This is a genomic window from Candidatus Binatia bacterium (assembly GCA_026415395.1).
In the GTDB taxonomy this organism is placed as follows: Bacteria; Desulfobacterota; Binatia; order HRBIN30; family HRBIN30; genus HRBIN30.
This window is the reverse complement of sequence record JAOAHD010000007.1, coordinates 996,664-1,015,804: the sequence shown is the minus strand read 5'-3', so window position 1 is coordinate 1,015,804 and position 19,141 is coordinate 996,664. Positions and strand designations below refer to the sequence as shown.

Annotated in this window: 22 protein-coding genes and 2 tRNA genes; 18 read left to right on the top strand and 6 right to left on the bottom strand. The window is 59.7% G+C overall.

Translation table 11 applies throughout. The features are described from left to right. Positions 1-115 precede the first annotated feature (115 nt). A complete protein-coding gene (locus N3C12_08880; GenBank protein ID MCX8072549.1) occupies positions 116-2,875 on the bottom strand; it encodes a vitamin B12-dependent ribonucleotide reductase in 2,760 nt (919 codons plus the stop codon). A gap of 227 nt (positions 2,876-3,102) precedes the next feature. On the opposite strand from N3C12_08880, the gene N3C12_08875 reads away from it, so the two are divergent. From N3C12_08875 to N3C12_08850, 6 genes are all read left to right on the top strand, one after another. Then, on the top strand, positions 3,103-3,666 hold the full coding sequence (locus tag N3C12_08875; protein ID MCX8072548.1) for a DUF721 domain-containing protein: 564 nt from the start codon (positions 3,103-3,105) through the stop codon (positions 3,664-3,666). Further along, positions 3,666-5,012, top strand: coding sequence for a GH1 family beta-glucosidase (locus tag N3C12_08870; protein ID MCX8072547.1), 1,347 nt, complete (start codon positions 3,666-3,668; stop codon positions 5,010-5,012). Before N3C12_08875 ends, N3C12_08870 begins: the two co-directional genes overlap by 1 nt. Next, positions 4,969-5,511 carry an NUDIX domain-containing protein gene (locus tag N3C12_08865; protein MCX8072546.1) on the top strand — a complete coding sequence of 181 codons (543 nt, stop codon included), beginning with the start codon at positions 4,969-4,971 and terminating at the stop codon, positions 5,509-5,511. Before N3C12_08870 ends, N3C12_08865 begins: the two co-directional genes overlap by 44 nt. A 370-nt stretch (positions 5,512-5,881) precedes the next feature. Beyond that, positions 5,882-6,400, top strand: a complete 519-nt coding sequence (locus N3C12_08860) for a class I SAM-dependent methyltransferase (GenBank protein MCX8072545.1) — start codon at positions 5,882-5,884, stop codon at positions 6,398-6,400. 177 nt (positions 6,401-6,577) lie between these two features. Continuing rightward, the gene (locus tag N3C12_08855) at positions 6,578-6,778 is read left to right on the top strand and encodes a CDGSH iron-sulfur domain-containing protein (GenBank protein ID MCX8072544.1); all 201 of its coding nucleotides are present in this window, start codon (positions 6,578-6,580) and stop codon (positions 6,776-6,778) included. A gap of 38 nt (positions 6,779-6,816) precedes the next feature. Next, positions 6,817-7,305 carry a peroxiredoxin gene (locus N3C12_08850; GenBank protein MCX8072543.1) on the top strand — a complete coding sequence of 163 codons (489 nt, stop codon included), beginning with the start codon at positions 6,817-6,819 and terminating at the stop codon, positions 7,303-7,305. A gap of 42 nt (positions 7,306-7,347) precedes the next feature. Here N3C12_08850 and N3C12_08845 read toward each other — a convergent pair. After that, a tRNA-Cys gene (locus tag N3C12_08845) sits at positions 7,348-7,420 on the bottom strand. A gap of 189 nt (positions 7,421-7,609) precedes the next feature. Between N3C12_08845 and N3C12_08840 the strand changes: the two genes are divergently transcribed. The 12 genes from N3C12_08840 (at position 7,610) to N3C12_08785 (ending at position 17,142) form a co-directional block, all read left to right on the top strand. Then, positions 7,610-8,107 carry a PKD domain-containing protein gene (locus N3C12_08840; protein ID MCX8072542.1) on the top strand — a complete coding sequence of 166 codons (498 nt, stop codon included), beginning with the start codon at positions 7,610-7,612 and terminating at the stop codon, positions 8,105-8,107. A 64-nt stretch (positions 8,108-8,171) separates the two neighbouring features. Continuing rightward, positions 8,172-8,245: transfer RNA gene (locus N3C12_08835), tRNA-Gly, on the top strand. 109 nt (positions 8,246-8,354) lie between these two features. Next, positions 8,355-8,813 carry a hypothetical protein gene (locus N3C12_08830; protein ID MCX8072541.1) on the top strand — a complete coding sequence of 153 codons (459 nt, stop codon included), beginning with the start codon at positions 8,355-8,357 and terminating at the stop codon, positions 8,811-8,813. A 105-nt stretch (positions 8,814-8,918) separates the two neighbouring features. After that, the gene (gene bamD, locus N3C12_08825) at positions 8,919-9,857 is read left to right on the top strand and encodes an outer membrane protein assembly factor BamD (protein ID MCX8072540.1); all 939 of its coding nucleotides are present in this window, start codon (positions 8,919-8,921) and stop codon (positions 9,855-9,857) included. 27 nt (positions 9,858-9,884) lie between these two features. After that, positions 9,885-10,598 (top strand): HesA/MoeB/ThiF family protein, encoded by a 714-nt coding sequence (locus N3C12_08820; protein MCX8072539.1) that lies wholly within the window; start codon positions 9,885-9,887, stop codon positions 10,596-10,598. A 110-nt stretch (positions 10,599-10,708) separates the two neighbouring features. Next, on the top strand, positions 10,709-10,987 hold the full coding sequence (locus N3C12_08815; GenBank protein MCX8072538.1) for a MoaD/ThiS family protein: 279 nt from the start codon (positions 10,709-10,711) through the stop codon (positions 10,985-10,987). After that, positions 10,988-11,995: a PLP-dependent cysteine synthase family protein gene (locus N3C12_08810; GenBank protein MCX8072537.1), complete on the top strand. Its 1,008-nt coding sequence runs from the start codon at positions 10,988-10,990 to the stop codon at positions 11,993-11,995. It abuts the gene before it with no gap. Beyond that, positions 11,992-12,648 carry a hypothetical protein gene (locus N3C12_08805; protein MCX8072536.1) on the top strand — a complete coding sequence of 219 codons (657 nt, stop codon included), beginning with the start codon at positions 11,992-11,994 and terminating at the stop codon, positions 12,646-12,648. Before N3C12_08810 ends, N3C12_08805 begins: the two co-directional genes overlap by 4 nt. A 445-nt stretch (positions 12,649-13,093) precedes the next feature. Continuing rightward, entirely contained in the window at positions 13,094-13,903 is an 810-nt protein-coding gene (locus tag N3C12_08800; GenBank protein ID MCX8072535.1) for a hypothetical protein, read from the top strand. Between the two features lie 66 nt (positions 13,904-13,969). Beyond that, positions 13,970-15,406: a DASS family sodium-coupled anion symporter gene (locus N3C12_08795; GenBank protein MCX8072534.1), complete on the top strand. Its 1,437-nt coding sequence runs from the start codon at positions 13,970-13,972 to the stop codon at positions 15,404-15,406. After that, the gene (locus N3C12_08790; GenBank protein MCX8072533.1) at positions 15,403-15,876 is read left to right on the top strand and encodes a hypothetical protein; all 474 of its coding nucleotides are present in this window, start codon (positions 15,403-15,405) and stop codon (positions 15,874-15,876) included. Before N3C12_08795 ends, N3C12_08790 begins: the two co-directional genes overlap by 4 nt. 3 nt (positions 15,877-15,879) lie before the next feature. Then, positions 15,880-17,142, top strand: coding sequence for a sulfate adenylyltransferase (locus N3C12_08785; protein ID MCX8072532.1), 1,263 nt, complete (start codon positions 15,880-15,882; stop codon positions 17,140-17,142). Positions 17,143-17,157: 15 nt separating this feature from the next. Here the strand turns inward: N3C12_08785 and N3C12_08780 are convergent, their stop codons facing one another. From N3C12_08780 to N3C12_08765, 4 genes are read right to left on the bottom strand one after another with little or no spacing between them, the layout of a single operon-like run. After that, complete coding sequence (locus N3C12_08780; protein MCX8072531.1) at positions 17,158-17,433, bottom strand: hypothetical protein; 276 nt, start codon at positions 17,431-17,433, stop codon at positions 17,158-17,160. A 42-nt stretch (positions 17,434-17,475) separates the two neighbouring features. Next, positions 17,476-17,967 carry a hypothetical protein gene (locus N3C12_08775; protein ID MCX8072530.1) on the bottom strand — a complete coding sequence of 164 codons (492 nt, stop codon included), beginning with the start codon at positions 17,965-17,967 and terminating at the stop codon, positions 17,476-17,478. Further along, entirely contained in the window at positions 17,964-18,527 is a 564-nt protein-coding gene (locus N3C12_08770; GenBank protein ID MCX8072529.1) for a zf-HC2 domain-containing protein, read from the bottom strand. The genes N3C12_08775 and N3C12_08770 overlap by 4 nt, the downstream gene beginning before the upstream one ends. A 22-nt stretch (positions 18,528-18,549) precedes the next feature. Next, positions 18,550-19,131, bottom strand: coding sequence for a sigma-70 family RNA polymerase sigma factor (locus tag N3C12_08765; protein MCX8072528.1), 582 nt, complete (start codon positions 19,129-19,131; stop codon positions 18,550-18,552). Between the last annotated feature and the right edge of the window lie 10 nt (positions 19,132-19,141).

The following is a 19,141-nucleotide window of genomic DNA, read 5'->3' as shown; positions in this document are numbered from 1 at the left end:
CGCACACCCCGTGGGGCGCCTGCAGAGATGCAGGCGCCCCACCCGAACCTTCGGCCACCGCCACCTCCCCGCACACCTTGTTTGGCGCGCCCCCTTGCTGCGGATCGCTCGAATATCAGGAACAACCACTGGTTGCTCCGCAATTCATGCACTTGTAGCAACTGCCGTTGCGCACCATGATTGCGCCACAGTCCTGGCAGCTCGGGGCGTCGGCCTGAGGGCTAAAACCCAGTGCAGCAACGCTCCCTCCGGGTTGAAGCTCTGAAGAGCTACTCGACCCCGGACCAGCGGCGCCCTCGCTCGGGGTGATCGAGATTCCCATCTGCGAACGCTGCTCGGGACTCAGAAACCGTGAACCCAGGAAACGGAAGATGTAGTCGATCAACGACTTCGCAAACGGAATGTCTGGATTCTTGGTAAAACCGGAAGGTTCGAAGCGCACGTGACTGAACTTATCGACCAAGACTTCCAAGGGCACTCCATATTGCAAGGCCATGGAGGTCAGGATGCCAATGGTGTCCATCAAACCCGAGACCGTGCTCCCTTCCTTGGCAATCTTGATGAAAATCTCTCCTGGCTTGCCATCCTCGTACAGACCTACGTGGATGTATCCCTCGTGTCCGGCGATATCGAACTTGTGGCGAATCGATTGGCAGTCGTTCGGTAACCTCCGGCGCACCGGTTGAAACTCCTGAGCAGCCGTGTTCGCCTTACCGCCGCCCCTTGCCGTATTGAGCGGCTGAGTACGCTTGCAACCGTCACGATATACAGCCACCGCTTTGAGACCCAGGCGCCACGCCGCCATGTACGCATCCATGATGTCCTGGACGGTAGCGCTGTTTGGCATGTTGATGGTTTTGGAAATGGCACCGGAAATAAACGGCTGCACCGCACCCATCATCCGCAAATGACCCATGTAATGAATGGAGCGGCTGCCCCGTGCTGGTTTGAATGCGCAGTCGAAGACCGGTAGGTGCTCTTCCCGCAAGCCGGGCGCCCCCTCAATTGTGTCATGTTCGTCGATATATTCCACGATGCTCTGAATTTCGCTCGATTCGTAGCCCAACCGCTTGAGTGCCCGCGGTACGGTGGAGTTCACGATCTTCAGCATCCCGCCACCGACGAGCTTTTTGTATTTCACAAGCGCGATGTCCGGCTCCACACCTGTGGTGTCGCAATCCATCATGAACGCAATCGTCCCAGTAGGTGCGAGCACGGTCACCTGGGAGTTCCGCACCCCGACGCGCTCGCTCGTCGTCACCACCTCGTCCCACGTTCGCCGTGCCCCGGTCAGCAGCTCCAGGGGCACAAGACTGGGGTCAAGCTTGTGTGCGTAACTCGCGTGTTTGCGCAGCACGCGCAGCATGCCGTCACGATCAGCACCGTAGCCTTCGAACGGACCCATCGCTTCCGCAATTCGGCAAGACTGCAAATACGCTTCCCCGCACATCAAAGCAGTCACCGCCGCTGCGTACTCTCGCCCCGCGTCGGAGTCGTACGGCAAGCCGAGCGACATCAGCAACGCGCCCAAATTGGCATATCCCAAGCCGAGTTGGCGGTAGCGTCGTGCGTTACGCTCGATCTCAGGCGTAGGGTAGCTCGAGTTGTCCACGATGATATCCTGGGCAAGGATGGTAATGTCCACCGCGTGCCGGAAGGCAGCGACGTCAAAGTTTCCACCCTCATCAACAAATTTCATCAGATTGAGCGAGGCGAGATTGCACGCCGAGTTGTCAAGGTGCATGTACTCGGAGCACGGATTCGAAGCGTTGATGCGGCCCGCGTTGGGGCAGGTGTGCCAGTCATTAATCGTGGTATCGAACTGCATACCCGGGTCGCCACAAACCCAAGCAGCCTCGGCGATCATACGGAACAAGTCTCGAGCGCGATACTCCTCGCAAATCTCTCCCGTGAGCACGTAACGCGTGTGCCAAACACCGTCGTTTTCCACTGCACGCATGAACGCATCGGGCACACGCACAGAGTTGTTCGCGTTCTGAAAGAACACCGAGCTGTACGCCGGCCCATCGAGGGAGCCATCGTATCCGGCGTCGATGAGCGCCCACGCCTTCTTCTCTTCTTCTTCCTTACAGCGAATGAACTCCACGATGTCCGGATGGTCGACGTTCAGCACTACCATTTTTGCGGCGCGCCGCGTCTTGCCTCCGGATTTGATCACGCCCGCAGAGGCGTCCGCCGCCTTCATGAACGAGACGGGGCCCGAAGCCGTGCCACCTCCGGCAAGCTTTTCCTTCGACGACCGAATCCGCGACAGGTTTACTCCGGAACCAGAGCCACCCTTAAAAATGATGCCCTCGTTACGATACCAGTTGAGGATCGACTCCATCGTGTCGTCCACCGACAAGATGAAACACGCCGAGCACTGCGGGCGCTCTTCGATGCCCACGTTGAACCACACGGGGCTGTTGAAGGCCATCTTCTGCTCCAACAGCAGATGCGTTAACTCGGCGGAAAAGGCCTCCGCGTCCGCCTGGGTCGCAAAATACCCTTGCCGTTCTCCCCACGAACGCAGTGTTCTCACCACCCGTCCGATTAACTGCCGGACGCTGCGCTCGCGCTCAGGGCTGCCCAAAGGCCCCCGGAAGTACTTCGACACGACCACGCTCGTGGCCAACTGTGACCACGCCTTGGGAACCTCGACGTTGTCCTGCTCGAAAACAACTTCCCCCTTCTCCCCGGTGATCACGGCCTTGCGAACTTCCCACTCAACGCAGTCGAACGGATCGACTCCCGGTTGCGTAAAATAACGCTGAACACGCAAGCCCCGGTTCGAGCCACGCTGCTCGAGCTGATTGACTTCAAAGGCGGCTGTTGCTGGCCGCTCTCGCTTCCTCTTCTGTGCTCCGTTGGCCATGCTTCCTCCCATGTCTTCCTGCAAACCCTTCGCTCACCAACGCTATCTGTTGTGGATGGAATGTCTCTATCCCACAACATGTTGTGGTAGTCAAGAATGCGGACCATCTTCGGTGACGGCGGGTTTCTATGGGTCCCTTGCCCTGAATGCGCCTCGCTCGTGCGGCCCCGGTGCCGCGCCGTTGAAGCTAGTCATACTGGAAAAAACCAGGTAATCTTGCCCCTGGAATGAACAAAGCCGAAGGTGCTTCCACTTGCACGCCTTTAGCGGAAACTTTGCGCGGAATTTTGCGCCGGCTCGATGCAGAGCAAAACCTCGATGTTTACCGTTTATTCGCGCAATGGGAAGCCGTGGTCGGCCAGCAAATTGCGCGGCGGGTTCAACCGCTGGAGCTGCGTAACGGCGTGTTGTTGCTGCTCGCCGCCTCGGCAACGTGGCGGCAGGAATTGGAGTTTTTAAAGCCACAGCTGCTCGACAGCATCAACGCCCACGTTGGTCCCGGTCGTGTGCGGGACTTGGTCATCGTCGTTGGGAGCCCGCGCTCAAAGGCCAATTCCGACAGACCGCGTGTAGCCGCTCCCAGTTTGCCGAAGAGCGCTGTCGAGCCGCTTGCCAACTGGGAAGCAGAGGTTGCGCGCGTGCGAGATCCTGAACTTGCCAACGCCTTTCGCCGCTTGGTCGAGGCGCGCGAGCGCTTGCGCTCACGATTGGAGGCAGAGCCGGCAAAGACCCGGGGCGGGACGCGACCGCGCAACGCACGGCGACACGAACGTCGAGAGCGAGGGGTTTAATGGCAACGTTTCCCGCTGGATTTGTTTGGGGTACGGCCACCTCCGCCTATCAGATTGAAGGCGCGTGGAACGAAGACGGTAAAGGCCCCTCCATTTGGGATACGTTCACCCACACGCCCGGCAAGATTGTCGACGATAGCACTGGAGACGTCGCTTGCGACCACTACCACCGGTACCGCGAGGACATCGATCTGATGGCTCGCTTAGGACTCAAGGCCTACCGCTTTTCCATCTCCTGGCCGCGCATCTTCCCTTCAGGTCACGGCGTGATGAATACGGCGGGACTCGATTTCTACGACCGCCTCGTCGATACCCTCTGCGCGCGAGGAATCGAACCGTTCGTGACTCTGTACCACTGGGACCTGCCCCAGGCCTTGCAAGAATGCGGCGGTTGGGAGTCGCGCCTCACTGCCGAAGCTTTTGCCGAGGATGTGGCCGCGGGTGCGCTCCGTCTGGGTGATCGTGTCGCCCACTGGATTACGCTCAATGAACCTCTCGCGGTGGTTGTTGCTGGCTACGTGTTGGGCCTTCACCCTCCGGCAAAGCAAGACATTGCGGCAGCGGTTCAAGTTTCCCACAACTTAAACGTGGCGCACAGCCTTGCGGTGCGGGCACTGCGCGCCCTGTGCCCTAAAACTCAAGTCGGGATCACCCACGTTTCCCTACCCGTGTATCCCGCATCAGATTCCCCCGAAGACAAAGCTGCGGCGGAACGCTGGGATTGTTTGGTCAACCGGTGGTTTTGGGAGCCGAGTTTGCTGGGTCACTACCCAGCCGAGGCGCGCGCAATGCTCGCCGCGTTCGACCCACGTCTCGTGATTGACGATGACGAGCACCTCGCGCCACCGATCGACTTCTTCGGTCATAACAGTTACACGCGCGCGGTCGTGCGCCACGAGCCGAGTGTACCTGTGCTCGCCGCTACGCAGGTGGCGCAAGTGGGCAAGCCGCACACTGCAATGGGATGGGAAGTCTATCCTGACCATTTGTACGACTCACTGGTGCGAATCACCCGCGACTACGGCCGGCCGGCAATTTTTATAACCGAAAATGGTGCCTCCTACCCCGACCAGGTGCGGGATGGCCGGGTAGCGGATCCCGAACGAGTGGAGTACCTCCACCAGCACCTTCTCCGCGCCGCTCGTGCAATTGCCGATGGGGTGCCGCTGCGAGGGTATTTCTGCTGGTCCTTGCTCGACAACTTCGAGTGGACCTTTGGTTACACGCAACGCTTCGGAATCGTGTACGTCGACTTCGACTCGCAGCAACGGATCGTTAAAGATAGCGGCTACTTTTACTCGAGTGTCGTCAGGACCAACGCCATCGAAGAGCCCGCGGGCAAGTAAGCAAACAGCCTCCAAACGAGGCAAAGAAGTTTCTGCCGGTTGTGTCGTCACCCGCGTCCACAACGGAGTAACCGAAGTCCTTCTCGTTCACCCCCGCGGGGCGACCTTCCGAAAACCTCTGTTCGGAATCCCCAAGGGGCACGTAGAACCCGGGGAGCAACCGGAAGAGGCGGCGGTACGCGAAACGAAAGAGGAGACCGGCCTCGACGTCCACATTGTTGGTGACCTTGGCACGATCCGACAAAAGTCCGGTAAGGTTGTGCACGGTTACTGGGCCGTTCTCGATCCGAGAAGTGCTGCGGCGATTGACGAGCGAGGCCGCTGCATCAAGTCCGACGGGCACGAGGTGGATGTGTGTCGCTTTTACCCGTTGGACCGAGCGGAACCCCTGATGATCCCCGCGCAGCGGGAGTTCCTTATGCGCCTGCGGGAGCGGCTCCAAACTGGCTACCCCCAAGACAGTGGTCAGCCGCGAACAGAAGGATCCGGGCGCTCCTGAAGCGGCCAACGGCTGCGGTGTAAGGCCACGCCGGCCCAACTTGCAAGCGCTCGTAACGGTGATAGGTAGCCAGCCGCGCCAGGTCTCGGCAGTTCCGCAGTACGTTCAATCTTCTCTCATTCTTTCGGAGGAATAAACCAGTGCACGGCAAGAATGCGGCTTTGATCCGACGGTACTACCCAACCTACGGGTCGCCGAAACGAGCGTATGAACGGCTGCTTGCTGAAGCAGTTGATGCTCGCACTGTTTGGCTCGATCTCGGGTGCGGCCGGCGTCTCACAGGAAACAGCGAGCTCAACCGGGCGCTCACGCGGCGGGCTCCCCCGGTCATTGGGTGCGACCGCGACCTCATCTACAACAACATGAGACGTTGCGCCATCTGGTCCTCGCTGATGCTGCCGCCTTACCGTTCCGCGACGGGGTGTTCACTTTAGTCACTGCATCGATGGTGGCCGAGCACCTCGAACGTCCCGAGGACGTGTTTGCAGAAGTCGCACGTGTTGCGGCCCCGGGTGCGCGTTTTATCGTGTTCACGCCGAATAACTGGAACTCTGCCATGATCGTCGCCCGACTCACGCCGCATTGGTTCCATCTCGCATACAAGCGACTTACGTATTTCCTTAATCGGCGCGAATGGCGGAGTTTCGAGGACGATGTGTTTCCTAGCTGGTATCGAGCGAATACCGTTTCGGCACTGCGCCGGTTAGCTGAGCAAGCCGGCTTGCGAGAGGCGCGCATTACCCGTCACGGGCTGGCTCATTCGTTCGGATTCGTGAAGCCGCTCTACGTACTTTCGCTCTTATTCGAGCGCTTGATCGATCGTCCGGCCCTCGAATTTCTCAAGGCGGACATCCTGGCAATTTTCGAAAAGCCAGCAGCAGCACCCTAAGCCCAGCGGGCCTCCCTGTGATGGAATGAACATCGGCCTGATCTGCGAAGCAGTGCGAAGCGAAGAGCTACCGGTTCGGGAAACAACGCACCCGCTTTGGTGCGCAACGGAGCGCGGTCGCTTGCGCTCGGCACGCGGAGTCGGTAGCCAATTGCCTCGCAGAGAGGAGGTCTGCCCATGCCCGACGTGAAAATTAAGGTACTGAAGGACGGTCCCTACGAGGTTCACGGGGATGTCGAGCTGTTGGATGCGAAGAAAAACCCCATCCCGATTCCGGAGAGGCCCTTTTACTTATGCCGGTGCGGACATTCGGCGAACAAGCCTTTTTGTGACGGGTCACACAAAGAAGTAGGCTTCAAGGCGAATGGGAATCCTTGAGGTTCCGCTCACCATGTGAAGAAGAGGAGGAAGGAAAAATGGCCATTAAAGTTGGAGACCGGTTGCCGTTGCACCTCAAGCTCAAAGAGATGACCGACAATGGTCCGCGCGACGTCAGCTTGGAGGAAATTTTCAAGGGGAAGAAGGTCGTATTGTTTGCTGTGCCCGGTGCCTTCACACCGACATGCTCAGCCAAACACCTGCCTGGCTTCATTGAGAAGGCTGATGAAATCAAGGCCAAAGGTGTCGACGAGATCGTCTGCATCGCTGTGAACGATGCTTTCGTCATGGGCGCTTGGGGCAAGGCGAGCGGGGCGACCGGCAAGGTTCGCCTCCTGGCAGACGGCAATGCGGAGTTCACCAAGGCAGTCGGCTTGGAACTCGATGCGTCCGGCTTCGGCATGGGCTTGCGATCGCAACGCTATGCGATGATCGTCGAAGATGGCGTCGTGCGAGAATTGCTAGTGGAACCTGGCCCGGGCTTGAGCGTATCGAGCGCAGACTCGGTACTTGCCAAGCTCTCGTGAACTCGTGGGGCTCGCGCCCGGTGTTTCGCGAACAACTGGTTAAGGCGGCGAGCGGATTCGAACCGCTGCATCGAGGTTTTGCAGACCTCTCCCTTAGCCACTTGGGTACGCCGCCGAACTGAGCGAGTGCGCGATCGCTTAGCAAGGGCGGTTTGGCGGCGCAACCTAACGACCAGCCCCTGGGCGCACAAGCCAATCTGCTACTTTTCTGCTGTGCCGCGGAAACTTTGCAAGCGCAGACTTGCTTCTCTATCAGCACGCGGCTGACGGTGTGCTTGCCACCACGAGAGCTAGGGAAGGACTCATGATGATCGGACTGCGAACTTGGGGATGTCGCCTTGTGCTTGCTGTTGCGGTGTTGCAATGGGCTGGCTGCCGGAGCTGTGAACGTGACTTAGCACCTCCACCATTGCTTCCGGAGCAAGGCCAATTGCCTAAGCCACCGGTGGCTGCAGAATCACCTGCCGCCGTTGCAGCCCCAGCTTCCCCGCCCCCACCCGGCTGCGTCGTGATTCTAACGCCCGACGTCGAACGCGGCCCCGCCCCGCTCGAAGTGCGGTTCACCGCCGAAGGGCTTTGCTCGGATGCACCCGGTGAGTTCGATTGGGACTTCGGCGATGGGTCGCCACCACTTACGGGAATGAAACCGGAGCAGCCACCGGACAAGGCCGACTACGCCTTTGTACGCGCGCAGCACACGTACGCAAAGCCGGGTGAGTACATTGCGAAAGTGACATTGCGCGACCCCACGAACAACGTGTCCGACGTGGACGAGTACCCAATCACCGTCGAAGGGCCGTGACTGCTGTGCCGTTGGCCTGCGGCTTTGACTTCAAAAACCGCCTGCGCTACAGACTGGTGTGTTCGCGGGTGTAGCTCAGCTGGCTAGAGCGTATGCTTGCCAAGCATAAGGTCGCCGGTTCGACCCCGGTCACCCGCTTCTCCCTGGCCCCCAAAATCCTTTGGGGGCCATTTTTTGTGACGGACCGCCTCTTGTCCTCCATGGCCGGCTAATTCATTGTTGGGCAGACGAACGGAGGACAGGAATCATGTACCTTGCCGAGATCCTCGAACGCTGCAGCGCACTCGCCGAACGCAGCGCGGCCCTATACTGGCGGCTCGCCGAGCAGTTTTCCCATGATCCTGATCGACGCGAACTTTGCCACGAACTTGCGTTCCTTGAGGAAACCCACGCGAAAGTGCTTCGCGAGGAATTGCTCAGTCTTCAGGAGCGCGACGAGTCTGGCGACTTCCTGCCAGAATTCGGCGAGCGCATTGAACAGCTGGAACAACGCCTCACCGAACTCGAGCAGCGGGTGGGAAACAGCCAAAGCTTCGACGAGGCGACGAGCACGCTCGTCGCCTTGCAGCAAACCCACATCGAGGAGCTGTATGACGATCTCGTCGTCCAAGGAGACCCTTCATTTCGCCTCTTCGTCGAGCGTTTGGAGGCAGCCCTGGCCGAGTATCCGAAAGCGCAGGCGGTGCGACAGCGAAGGAGACGATGAGCACCCGCGGGCGCAGGCACGAACCTGGCCCTCGAGCTCCAAACCGCTAAGTTCGTGGACCGTGCAGTTCGATTCACTTCATGTTTAGCGCGAAGGAGGTTTGCCATGACGCGGTGGAGCGCGTGGGTCGTTGCCGTTCTCGCCAGTGTGGCGATAGGATGCGCGGCGAAAAAACCCAAGAGTGCCGCCGAATACTTCGCCTCAGCGAGCGAACACTTTCGCAACGGTGCGTTCGGGGCTGCAACCTCGGAATACCGGGAACTCCTCGATCAGCATCCCTTCAGCGACTTTGTTGAAGAAGCAGAACTGCGGATCGCCCACGCACAGTACCTCGATGGCCGCTACCCCGAGGCCGTCGTTGCCTTGACGGACTTCCAGCGCCGCCACCCAACCAGCCCCCACTTGCCCTTTATCGGCTACCTGCTCGGCATGTGCTACGCGCGCCAAATGTTGGACTACGACCGCGACCAGACGGCTGCGCAAAACGCGCAAACGTACTTTCTCACCGTGGTGCGTCAGTATCCGGAAAGCCCTTACGCGGAGTTGGCCCGCTCGGAACTAAAGCGCTGCCGTCAGCGTTTGGCCGCACATGAGCTTTACATTGCAGAGTTCTACTCCCGGCGCGGAAATTGGAAAGCCGCGGAAACGCGGATTGTGGAACTGGCGGCCCGCTACGGCGATACTGAAGAGGCCGCTCGCGGACTGCTCCAACTCGCCCGCTATTACCGCTCTCGTGGCTTGGTCGACCGTGCCGCGCTTGCCTACCGTGCAGTCACTGAGCTGCGCCCCGGAACACCTCAAGCCGTTGCCGCACAACGCGCCTTGCAAAGGCTACAAGACCAGTCAAGCACTTTCGCGACACAGGCTAACGCAGTAGACGTTCTACTTGCGTTGAATGGTCGCAGTCGCGTGAGCGACATGTTCGAAACCGCGCAGGTCCCTCCCCCCCAGCCCGCTCAGCTTCCGTCCCGCGCAAGCGGCTTTCCGGCGCCAGCGCTAGGAACGGGCTTCGACCCGTTCGGCCGGGGGCGGACCTACTATTAAACCCTCCGTGGCGGGAAACCTAGTGACGTGTACGCCCCTCGTTGTCTCGCTGATGCCCGCATTTTAATCGTCGGCGTGGGCGGGCTTGGGTCGCCAGCGGCGCAAATCCTCGCGGCGCACGGCGCAGGACAGTTGACCCTTGTGGATCCCGACACGGTCAGCGTCTCTAACCTCCACCGCCAGCTCCTCTTCGATGAGGGCGATCTCGGCGCGCCAAAGGCCGAGGTTGCGGCTCGCAAGTTGGCCACTCGCTATCCGCGCGTCCGCATCGAGCCGCTACCGATCGCATTGGGCGATCACAACGCCGCCACGCTGATTGAATCTCACGATTGGGTCATCGATGCCACTGATGGATGGAACACCAAGCTCTGGCTCCATGACCTTGCCCTTGCGTGTGGCCGCCCCATCGCGCATGCAGGCGCGGTCGGGTGGCGTGGTCAAGCGCTCACCGCATTGCCGGGTGAACCGGGCTGCCTGCGCTGTGTCGTGAATGTTTCCGGAACGGCCAACGAGACCTCCTGCCAGCAGGCCGGGATCATTCCTGGGGTGGTGCAGCTCCTCGGTGGACGGCTCGCACTTGAAGCAATTTCTTGGTTATCTGGTCGCAGAGAAAGCATGCTCGTGCGTAAACTTTTGTACGTGGATGCCTATCGAGCGACAATTCGGATCGTGCCGTTTGCCCCGGAGCCGGAGTGTGTTCTTTGCGCGGGCACTGGTCAGCTCTCGGCCGCCATGCACTGACTATCGTGAAACCTTGCACCGTTTAGCCGAAGGCACTACCACACGCTGGCAAAGCTTGGCAGCTTCCAGGCAGCATTCGTCGCCATCTGGAAAGCAAGGAGGAACAAGTGATGACGGTTCGCGTACGCATTCCCACGCCACTGCGGCGTTTTACCGGTGGGCAAGAGGAAGTTACCGCCTCCGGTGCCACCATCGGGATGGTCGTCGACGACTTGGAGAAGCGCCATCCCGGCATCAAAGAACGCATTTGCGACGAAACCGGGAAAGTGCGGAAGTTCGTGAACATTTACGTCAACGGCGACGACATCCGCTTCCTCAACTCTCTCGAGACGCCGGTGAAGGACGGGGATGAAATTTCCATAGTCCCCGCGATCGCCGGGGGAGTTTGAGTGACCAAGGCACCCGCCCTTCCGCGTCCAGGTAAGACGCTGCGGCCACGGAAGGTCGACTCCGTACTCGACCTTGTGGGGAATACGCCCCTGGTTGAGATTCGCCGCGTGCGGGACGCTGTGAGTCCGCGTGTGCGGATTTACGCCAAGCTTGAAGGCTTGAACCCCGGAGGGTCGGTGAAAGACCGTCCTGCCGTATGGATGGTGCGGGACGGGTTGCGAACGGGAAAGCTACGTCCTGGAAAGACGATCATTGACTCGACCTCCGGAAATACCGGCATTGCCCTGGCGATGGCGGGCGCTGTCCTGGGCTACCCAGTAGAGCTGGTGATGCCGGCGAACGTGAGCCGGGAGCGAAAGAAGATCGTGGCTGCCTATGGGGCGAAGGTGATCTTTAGCGACCCACTCGAAGGCTCCGACGGCGCCATTCGCCTCTGCCGGAAAATCATTGCAGAAAACCCAGAAAAGTATTTCAAGCCCGACCAGTACTTTAACGAGGTCAATCCTCGGGCACATTACGAAAGCACAGGGCCAGAGATTTGGCGGGATACGCACGGCCAAATCACGCACTTTATCGCTGGCATCGGCACGGGCGGCACGATCATGGGAACAGGCCGTTACCTCAAACAACAAAATCCTGGCATTCAAGTGATTGCTGTGGAGCCGGACGACGCGTGGCACGGCCTCGAAGGGCTAAAACACATGGCCAGTTCGATCGTGCCGGGAATTTACCATGAAGAAGAGCTGGACCGAAAAATTCCCGTCAGTACGGATGCAGCTTACGAAATGGTCTACCGGCTCGGCGAGGAAGAAGGGTTAGTCATGGGTCAATCCTCCGGAGCCGCAATGGTGGGCGCACTGACCGTAGCCCGGGAACTTTCCGAAGGTGTTCTCGTGGTCATTTTTCCGGATTTTGGCGATCGCTACCTCAGCACGAATCTCTGGGTGGGCTGGCGCGAACGGCGCGCACGCCTGGAACGGATGCTGTCGGAGCGAACTTCAAGGTGAGCGAGCGTTTGGAGCTGACAGAGCCGCAACTCGAGCGCTACTCGCGCCAAATTTTGGTGTCGAACTTCGGCGCCCACGGGCAGCTCCGTGTGCTGCACTCCGAAATCGTGATCTCCGGAAGGGGTTCTCTCACCGAAGCACTGGCCAGCAGCTTGGCGCGGGCTGGAGTTGGTCAGCTTCGATTAGCCGAGACGTTGATATCCGCGCTCACAAAGCGCGAGACCTGGCCCGATACTCGGTTATCCCCGCTCGAAGGCCTGTTGCTCTCCGGAAGGCCTTCCCTGTTCATCGACACCAGTTTCAGCCTGCCAGATTGGCACCGCATTTTTCTGTCATCTCCATACCGACCCACAGCACTGTGGGTGCGTGCGGCTAGTTCCCACGGACTGGTCGGCGTCGCCCCGTCGCCCGAGCTTTCCCCTTCCTGCGCAGGCTGGTTTCACGCGTTCGTCGCTGAGCAAACCGCCACAGGAGAGCCGCTTGATAGTTTGCAGTGGTGTGCCTCATGGGCGGCCGCACTCGCACTACGGTATATTGTAGCACCGTGCCCGCTGCGCACTCCAATGCTGTTTCGGTATGACACCAGAACCGGAGAGATTGAGCAAATCCACGAGCAGGAGAGGTTCCGCTGTGGCTACTGTGGCCGCAACTGAACGGGGATCCTCCATCGAGAGCGCTTCCAGCTCCACGGGGCACACTCTGCCAATTAAGGCCTCCCTCCTATTGCATGGTGTCCACCTGGACGAGTCCGCACTGGAAACCCTACGGGTCCAAGGTCACTGGCTCGCGGTCGGCGTGGCTCAGCAGCGGCTCGAACTCCAGCTTGCAGAAGGTTTTACCGTCACCCCCCTTGTGCACACCAGTTCCGTTGCACCGCCGGTCTGGACTCTCGTGAAGGCAGGGGGGAGGCTCCAATTGCGCAGCGGCTCGGACTGCCACTCGGTCACTGCTCCGCCCCCTCCCTCGTTTTATGGACAATCGACAAGCTCTGGCAGGCGCATCGGTGACTTCGCGCAGGTGTATGGCTCAACGCTGGTCTTGGGCGGTCGCCAAGCGTGCGGCTACAGCATCTCGGGCATCGCATGTCGATTTTGCCGTGTGGGTTCTCGCTCCGAGAACGAGCGCTCGTTCGGCGTCACAGCTTACGAGGCCGCTGAAGCAACCTCACTGGCGTTTCGGGAGCGTGCCCTCCAGTATGTCTTTCTACCCGCAGCCTCGTTCGATGCCGATGACGGCGGTGTACAGGAAATCGAACCGCTGGTGAAAGCGATTCGCCGGCATACCTCGGCCCTTGTGCTTGCTGCACTGCACCCGCCGCGTACTTTGCGCTGGATTGACCACGCTTACGCAATCGGCGTTGACGGCATCAGCTTCAATCTCGAAGTCCCCAACGTGCCCTCGCTCGAGCGTCTCTGGCCTGGGCGTGCTCGCTATATTGGGCGCTCTCGTTACCTGCAGGCACTTCGCCATGCGGGGAAGATTTTTCCCCGTGGCACGGTGTGGACGGAGCTTCTGCTCGGTGCTTGTCCCGTCACGGAACTGAGCGAGTTGATCGAAGAGCTGATCAGTTGGAATGTCCTGCCGTTCTTCGTACCCACGCACCCGTTGTCTCACTCGCGTACAATGCCGCTGGCTTTCTCTTCCTCGAGCGACGAGGCGACCGCTCTCCTTCATCAGCTTCAAAGCCTCCTCCTACCGAACGCCCCGCCGCGCCCCTGGTTGCCTGCGTGGCCGCACCTACTGGGTCCCCTGGACCTGCCGGCAACGGAAGCTGCCCGTACGAATCTCACCAAACGCGGCTGCTTGAAAAGCCGCCTCGAACTCCTTGCCGTACGCAACCTCGCCCGCCTGCGGCGGAGCCTCCGGGTGCGGTGCCTTGCCGAACACGAATACGAGGGTTCTGGATAAGGCGCTATGCAGACACCCCAACCTGCGGGTTCCGCCCCAACCCATGGCAGTGGGCCACGATTTATTGTGGACACAAGACCGCTTTGGCGTGTCGTACTCCCGATCATCGCCTATTGGGGCTTGTGGTTGTTGGCAGGAGCCGTCCTGTGGTGGAGCGTCACCACTCCACCTCCGGAAGGGCTTTCCCCTCAGGGACAACGCGCGCTTGCGGTGTTTGTCGTATGCGTGGCGTTCTGGGTGCTCAATGTGCTGCCCTTGATGATTACAAGCTTGCTCGCCATTGTTCTCATCCCCCTGACCGGGGTTCTCACGCCCGCGCAAGCATACGGGCTGTTTGGTAATGAGGCCCTATTTTTCATCCTCGGTGCCTTCATCCTCGCTGCCTGTTTGATGAAATCGGGCTTGAGCACACGGATTGCGCTCGCCATCCTCGATCGCTTTGGCCGTACCCCACGTGGTCTTTTGCGCAGCGTACTTCTTCTCAACGTGACGATGGCGTTTTTCATGTCGGAGCATGCGGTAGCGGCAATGAACTTTCCGATCATCGCCGAAATGACCAAAGTGCTTCGTTTACCGGGCCGAAAGAGCCACTATGGGAAAGCACTATTTCTGGCCATGGCCTGGGGGTCGACCATCGGTGGAATTGCAACCCTGTTGGGCGGCGCTCGCGCGCCGCTAGCGATCGGCATCTTGCGGGAGACGACTGGCAAATCGTTTTCCTTTTTTGAGTGGAGCGCCGCGATCTTTCCACTCGTCGTAGCCTTAACGGCAGTCGCTTACGGGCTGATCTTGTGGTTCTTCCCCATCGACATTGAGAGCGTCAAGGCGGCAGACGAAGTGCTGCACGAGCGGCGCCTGGGGCTAGGTCGAATGCGCTACCAGGAACGTGCCATTGGTCTCGTTACGTTAGTCACACTCTCGGCTTGGATCTTCCTCGGCGAAGAGTTCGGTCTCGCGAGTGTAGCGATGGCTGCTGTGGTGGTGTTGTTCCTTCTGCGGCTCGTGCGGTGGGCAGAAATCGAGGGCTATGTGAACTGGGGGGTCCTGCTCATGTACGGCGGGGCGATTTGCCTTGGTTCGGCACTGAATCGCTCTGGAGCAGCGAGTTGGGTTGCCCAAGCCACGCTGAGCCAGTGGGCGTCAAACGGCACTGTAGTAATTCTTCTGCTCTCAGCCCTATCGCTGGCACTCACCGAGGCCATGAGTAACGCCGCGGTGGTGGCCATGCTCCTGCCCATGAGCCTAGGGATCGCAAACGAATTCGGCTTAGACCCGCGCGTGCTCACCCTCACCGTAGCGGTGCCCGCCGGCCTGGCCACAACGTTGCCGATCGGCACACCGGCAAACGCCATCGCCTACTCGAGCGGCTATCTGTCTCTCCGCGATTTGGTCATTCCTGGGGCCATGCTCGCACTGCTCGCCTGGGTCCTGTTTAACGTCATGGCCGCGTTTTACTGGCCGCTCCTTGGCTTGCATATTGTTCCCACTGGAAGCGGAGGATGAACTACATCCTGCTCCTGTTTTCGCCGCAATACGGCTGCGCGCGCTCTCTCGAGCGCGCTCTTCAACTTGCACGCGAGCAAAAGGCTGGTGTCGCAGTCGTCGCAGTGATTTCAGATGCGGGCCTAGCCGAACTCGCAACCACCTTGAGCAACGTCGCCTTTGTTGCCGAAAAACTCTCTGCCGACGTGGCGGAGCACTTAAGGTCAGAACTCGAAGGGCTCGCCAAAGAACAACTCGCGGCTGCGGAACGGCAAGCCAAGGCAACCGGAATCCCCGTCACCACTCACGTCATCCACGCTCAGCCATTGGAAGCGGCAGAGCAAATGATGAAGCAGTATCCAATATCGCAAATGATCGTCGCGATCCCGCAGCGCCCTTGGTTCGAAAAACTCTGGGGTCGTGATCGGGCGCTCGAGTGGATCGACGAAGTTTGGTGTCCGGTAGAAGCGATCGAAGAAGAAAGGAGTTGAGCTGTGCCTGATTTGGTTCCTGTACATGGAGGACTCGATGCTCCCGTCAACCGCGTGATTCCCCTGTCGCGCCGCAAGCAGTTCCTGCACGAAGCGTCCGAGCTCCCGCGCGTGGAAGTGACTCGCGCGGATTTGTCGACGGTCTATCGCATTGCCGACGGAACGCTATCACCCCTGACCGGGCCAATGGACGAGGAGACGTGGCATTACGTGTTAGATCACGACGCCCTCGACTTTGGCTTCCGGCTGTACGCTTGGACCGCACCTATTTCTTTCCCCGTCACCAACGACGAGGCCAAACGAATCAAGGTTGGACATCCGGTGGCTCTGGTCCATGAAGGCTCGCCGGTCGGCATCGTCCGAGTCACTAGTCTTTTCGACTGGGATAAGCCGAAACACATCGAGAAGTTTTACGGAACCCGGCGAACCGATCATCCTGGTGCGCGCATGATCCTCGAAGATCCGCGAAGCAAGCTTTTGGGCGGAGAACTCTGGGCACTCCCTCAAGAGGTAGATCCCGAGTACGGCGAGTACCTCCTTTCACCCCGGCAGGTCCGCACTCTGATTGCAGAGCGCAAGTGGGAACGCGCTCTTGCGTTCCAGACCCGCAACCCTTTGCACCGGGCGCACGAGTACGCACTGGTGGCCGGCGTCGAGCGGCTGACCCGGCAGGGTTACTTTGCAGGAGTCGTCCTCAACCCGCTGGTCGGCGAGTTGAAAGAAGACGACGTGCCAGCGCGCGTGCGCATGCGTTGTTACCGTGCCCTGCACGATTTGAAGCTGCTTGGTAAGGGCGACAAAGACGAGGCACTGTGGCGTGAGCGCGGCTACGACCTAACCGAAGTGTTCGAGCTTGTCGGTTTAGACATCAAGATGCTTTACGGGGGGCCAAAGGAAGCCGTCATGCATGCAATCTACCGGCAGAACCTTGGTTTTTCTGACATCGTTATTGGGCGCAAACACGCTGACGCACCTTACGACGATGGCACCCCCATTTGGGGCGACTTTGACGCGCAGGAAATTTTTAACAACTTGCGCGGCGACTTGCGGATTCAGCCCTGCAACATCGGCTTCGCTGCTTATTTCGAAAGTGTGGGCCGCGTAGATCTGATCGACAACCACCCAGGGGAAAAGCCGTTATCCATCTCCGGGTCGAAGATTCGCGAAATGCTGACCCGTGGAGAACGGCCCGACGAGCGGATCTTACGCCCCGAGATCGCAGACATCCTGATTGCGTATTACCGCGAAAAGCAGCTTCAGCGCTGATTCGAAAACGAGAGCTTAAACGTGGTATGGAGCGGCCAGTTCGACGGAAACCCCGAACACCTCGCTCAACAAGTAGTAGAGCGCCATCAAGGCAACGAGAAGAGTCGCTAGCGCCGCAGCTGCAATCCCAGTGAGCAATGCGAGGGATAATACCGATGCGACGGCCACGAGCGGCGTGATCCAAGTTGAAGCCTCCCCGACGGGCCCCCAGAAGCCCAGAAGGCGCTGCGCAGTGAGCCACGCTTCCGTTGCACCCCCAAGCAGACGGAGCAAGCGTTCAAATTCCGTCACACCGTTGTCCTCCCACTTCACGCACTGCCCCCGCGGGCTCCGTTAGTCAAGCGTGTCCGCCCCGATGGACAGGATGAGCACGCCGTTGGCTTGGCGCGGCCCCCCGACCAACAACGTTCCGTGGTTCCGCAGGGCAAGCGAAGTGTCCATAATTGGGCGTGCGCCCTCGACGACCAGCACCTTCATTGCAACCCGCCCACTGCGAAACTCGCGCGGGATCACCACTACGTACCGCCCCCCAGGGATTTCAAAGCTTGCCTTGCCCCCCCAGGGGACTCGCTTTCGCTCCTCCTTCAGTAGCTGGTAGGACGTATAGGGAAACAAGCTGTGAAACTGCTGTCGAAGTGCGACCAACCGCGGGTCAAAACTGCGGCCCGAATTGCTCGCCACCACGGCTCCAATCCGGACTTCCACTGCCGGCACGGCTTGCAGGTTCATGTCGGCCGGGCTGTAACTCCCCACCTGGGCTAACGCACGGCCTGCACCCAGCAAGTAACAGGCAGCACCCGCCAAAACCAAACACAGCTGGCTCACGGCTCGGTTCCTCCTGTGACCGGCAGTTCTTCACTCACCCACAAGACGGTGGTGTGGTTTTGCCAATCGTCCATCACGGCTACGGAGCCTACATCGGCCTCCAGTGAATCGATCACTGCCGGCGGTTCAAGGCCAGCAACCAGCGTGCTCGCACTGGGCTGGAGCCGAGGCTCGTCACGGAGCAGCAACACCGTTGCCATGGTGGCAACTGCAAGCAGCGCGAAGGCAGGCCACAGCACCTGCGGTTGCCAGGCCAACTCCCGCAACCGTTGGAGCCACTGCTGCCTCCGGGGCACAGCCTCAGCGCGTTCCGGCAGCCGAGCCTCGATGCGTGACCACAACCACTCCGTCGGGGCATCCGCGAGCTTGGCGGCAACGTGCTCCCGCAATATCGCCTGTAAGCGCTCTAGGCGCTGCAACTCTCGGTCGCATTCAGGACAATGGGCCCCGTGGGTAGCCACGATTTGCATCGACCGCGCGTCGAGCTCGCCATCCGCAAACAGCGCCAACATCGCCTGCGCATCGGAGCACTGAAGCTTTTCGGGCTTCTCTAGGGGCACGGGGCTGACTCCTTCTGGGAAGTTACAAAAGGTCCTTAAGCTTGCTCTGCAGTTTCTTGCGTGCGTAGTGTAAGCGGCTCATCACGGTGCCTTTCGAGCACTGCATGACGCGGCTGATGTCCTCGTATGAAAGGCCTTCCACTTCGCGTAGGAGTATGACGGCGCGATGATACGGCGTCAACTCGGCGATGGCTTCCGCCACGCGGGTGGCGATCTCGCGAGATTCGGCTTGGCGGACCGGATCCGTCTTGCCTTCTTCGTCTCCCAGGAATTCGTCGTACGGATCGTCCGAATCGGGCATGCCGAACTCTTCTTGCAAGCCAACGGTCGGGTTGCGGCGCTGGTACCGCCGCAGGTCGATTGCGCGGTTGACAGCAATCCGAAATAGCCAAGTGTAAAAGCTCGATTCGCCTTTAAACCCTTCTAGGTTTTCGTAGGCCTTCACAAACGTGTCCTGCACGATCTCCATCGCATCCTCAGGGTTGTTCACCATACCGAGAGCGATCGACATGACTTTCTTTTGGTACCGCTCGAACAGTTCTCGAAAGGCTTCTTTGTTGCCCTTGCGGGCCAGCTCCACCAATTCTGAATCGGTTCGTTCCACGGCAACACTC